Annotated in this window: 3 protein-coding genes; 1 reads left to right on the forward strand and 2 read right to left on the reverse strand. The window is 67.6% G+C overall.

Features of this window, described 5'->3' with window-relative positions; translation table 11 throughout:
• The coding region (locus GX543_RS01075) for a nitrite/sulfite reductase (RefSeq protein WP_290849236.1) at nucleotides 1-1490 on the reverse strand (1490 nt) is incomplete at its 3' end.
• A 345-nt stretch (nucleotides 1491-1835) separates the two neighbouring features.
• Between GX543_RS01075 and hemW the strand changes: the two genes are divergently transcribed.
• The gene (gene hemW / locus GX543_RS01080) at nucleotides 1836-3032 is read left to right on the forward strand and encodes a radical SAM family heme chaperone HemW (RefSeq protein ID WP_290849240.1); all 1197 of its coding nucleotides are present in this window, start codon (nucleotides 1836-1838) and stop codon (nucleotides 3030-3032) included.
• Here the strand turns inward: hemW and GX543_RS01085 are convergent.
• Nucleotides 3033-3383, reverse strand: a 351-nt coding sequence (locus GX543_RS01085) for a PaaI family thioesterase (RefSeq protein WP_290849238.1), incomplete at its 5' end; no start/stop codon positions are given.

Here is a 3383-nt window from a genome sequence, read left to right on the forward strand (position 1 = left end):
CCCTTGAGGCCGATGTCGGCCACCTGCACGCGGGCGCAGGAGTTGGGGCAGCCGTTGAAGTTGATGGTGATCGGCACGTCGAGGTCCTGATTGAGCTCGGCGAGCCGCTCTTCGAGCTGCGGCACCAGGCTCTGCGAGCGACTGCGGGTCTCGGTGAACGAGAGCTTGCAGTACTCGAGGCCGGTGCAGGCGATCAGGTTGCGACGCCACACCGACGGCTTCGACTGCAGGCCGACGGCCGTCAGGTCGGCGTCGAGCTGACCGATCTTGTCCTCGGGCACGTTCACCACGACCAGCTTCTGGTACGGGGTGAAGGCGACGCGGTCGCTGCCTGCCTTCTCCGCGGCGTCGGCGATCGCGTAGAGCACGTCGTCCGACAGCCGGCCGGAGACGGCCGAGAAGCCGACCGCGTACTGGCCGTCCTTCTGCTTGGTGACGCCGACGTGGTCGATCGGCTGCTTCGGCGGGGTCGGTGCCGGGCCGTCGATCAACTTGCGGTGCAGGTACTCGTCCTCCAGGACCTGGCGGAACTTCTCCGGACCCCAGTCCTTCAGCAGGAACTTCAGCCGTGCCTTGGAGCGCAGGCGGCGGTAGCCGTAGTCGCGGAAGATCGCGACCACGCCTTCCCACACGTCCGGGACCTCGTCGAGCGGGATCCACGCGCCGAGTCGCTGCGCGAGCATCGGGTTGGTCGACAGGCCGCCGCCGACCCACAGGTCCAGGCCGGGGCCGTGCTCGGGGTGGTCGACGCCGACGAACGAGACGTCGTTGATCTCGTGGACCACGTCCTGCAGGCCGGAGACCGCGGTCTTGAACTTGCGCGGCAGGTTGGAGTACTCGGGGTTGCCGATGTAGCGCCGCTTGATCTCGGCGAGCGCCGGGCTGGCGTCGAGGACCTCGTCGGTCGAGAGACCTGCCAGCGGGGAGCCGAGCATGCCGCGCGGGCAGTCGCCGCAGGCCTCGGTGGTCTCCAGGCCGACTTCCTCCAGGCGACGCCAGATCTCCGGGACGTTCTCGATCTCGATCCAGTGGTACTGCAGGTTCTGGCGATCGGTCACGTCGGCGGTGCCGCGAGCGAAGTCCCGGGAGATCGACGCGAGCGCACGCACCTGGGCGAGGTTGAGCTGCCCACCGTCGGTGCGGACTCGCATCATGAAGTACGGCGCCTCGATGAGATCGACGTTCGCGTCGCCGGAGTAGGTTCCGTCGAACCCCTCGGCGCGCTGGGTGTAGAGGCCCATCCAGCGGAACCGACCGCGGAGATCGGCCTTGTCGATACCGTCGAAACCGACGTGCTGGTAGGTGTCGATGATGCGCTGACGCACGTTGAGCGGATTGTCGTCGCGCTTGGACTGCTCGTTCGCGTTGAGGGGGGTGCGGTAGCCGAGGGCCCACTGGCCTTCGGCGCGCGTCTTCTTGGGGCGCGGACGCTTCCGGGGGGCCTCGACCGGTGCGTCCGTGTCGGGGGTCGACGGAATGGTGATCGTCATCAAGAACTCCTGAGGAGGCCACGGGGCAGCGCGGCATCACGTTGGGCTGAATCCAGGGGTGAAGAGAAGAGAATCGGCATCCATGGCTTCCCGCTAACAACGCGGGATCAGGACCTCTCGAAGGCCGAGTCGTCGGTCAGAGCCGACAGAATGCGCTGCAGACGCGCTTGAGATCAATGTGCCGCCGTTCGGCGAGCCACACTCCTGGGTAAGTCACGGGAACCATAGTGCCACGGGGATCCGTACCGGTCTACTTGCAGTTATTTTTTCTCACGCTGAGATTAATACTCTTGACAGACGGTGCGTCATGATGGATGAGTGAATGATCGACGTGCCCCGGAAGCGCTGTCCGACGACGCTCTGGCGGCCCTGGCCGGTGCCGACGCGAGCCGCCCGCTGAGCCTGTACCTCCACGTACCCTTCTGCGCGACCCGTTGCGGCTATTGCGATTTCAACACCTACACCGCGGGGGAACTGGGGTCCTCGTCGTCGCCGGCGAGCTGGATGGAAGGGGTTCGCGCCGAACTCGATCGCGCGGCGTCGCTGCTGGCGTCCGGTCGCGAGGTCTCGACGATCTTTGTCGGCGGCGGGACCCCGTCGCTGCTCGGCGGCGACGGATTGTCGGAGTTGCTGGGCGCGGTTCGGCAGTCGTTCACCCTGGCGCCCGGTGCCGAGGTGACCACCGAATCGAACCCCGAGTCCACCTCGCCGGAGTTCTTCGCCACGCTCCGCGACGCCGGCTTCACCCGGATCTCGCTCGGCATGCAGTCGGCCGCCAGCCACGTCCTCAAGGTGCTCGAACGCACGCACACCCCGGGCCGCGCGCTGGACGCCGCCCGCGAGGCCGCGGCCGCCGGGTTCGATCACGTGAACTTGGACCTCATCTATGGCACGCCCGGTGAGCGCGACGAAGACCTCGCGGCCTCGCTGGACGCCGTGCTGTCGGTGCCGATCGACCACGTCTCGGCCTACGCGTTGATCGTGGAGGACGGCACCGCGTTCGCCCGCAAGGTGCGGCGAGGCGAGGTTCCGATGCCCGACGACGACGTCCTCGCCGCCCGTTACGAGATGATCGACGCGCGCCTGTCCGATGCCGGGATGACCTGGTACGAGGTCTCCAACTGGGCGCGCGCCGGCGCGGACGGACTGCCCGAGCCGGAATCGGTGTGTCGACACAACGAGGCGTACTGGCGCAGCGACGACTGGTGGGGCATCGGTCCGGGGGCGCACTCACACGTCAACGGGGTGCGCTGGTGGAACCAGAAGCATCCGGCCACCTATTCGGCGTCGTTGGCGGGCGGCGCGCTGCCGATCGGCGGCCAGGAGATGCTCAGTGACGCCGACCGGCACACCGAAGCGGTGATGCTGCAGATCCGGATGCGGTCCGGGATCGACGTCGAGGAGTTGAGTTCGGACGAGCGCGAGCGCGCCGACGCCGCGGTGGTCCGCGGACTGCTGGAGTGCGACGGGCAGTCGTACGTGCTGACCGACGCCGGCCGGCTGCTGGCCGACGGCGTGGTCCGCGACATCCTCGTCGACTGATCAGCCCACCTGATAGACGCCGCTTCCGGTCGCCACGAGTTGGTCGGACTGGCGCGTCCGGATCTCGACCGAACAGTGGTTGAGACGTTTGCCCTGCCTGTCGCGCGTGCCGATGATCTCGATGTCCTCGCCCATCGCGGGGGCCAGGAAGTTGATCGACATCGACACCGTGACTCCGCGCAACGATTCGTAGGCGGTGTCGCCGGACCAGGCGGCCGCCATGATCCCGAGATCGACGCAGGCGCCGATGGCTCCGCCGTGGACCATCGGTCCGATGGTGGTGTTGGCCTCGGCGAACGGCAGTCTCAAGTGTGCGCGACCATCGCTGATCTCCACCAGCACCACGCCCAG

It is taken from the genome of Gordonia sp. (in: high G+C Gram-positive bacteria) (assembly GCF_012515855.1).
Taxonomy (GTDB): Bacteria; Actinomycetota; Actinomycetes; order Mycobacteriales; family Mycobacteriaceae; genus Gordonia.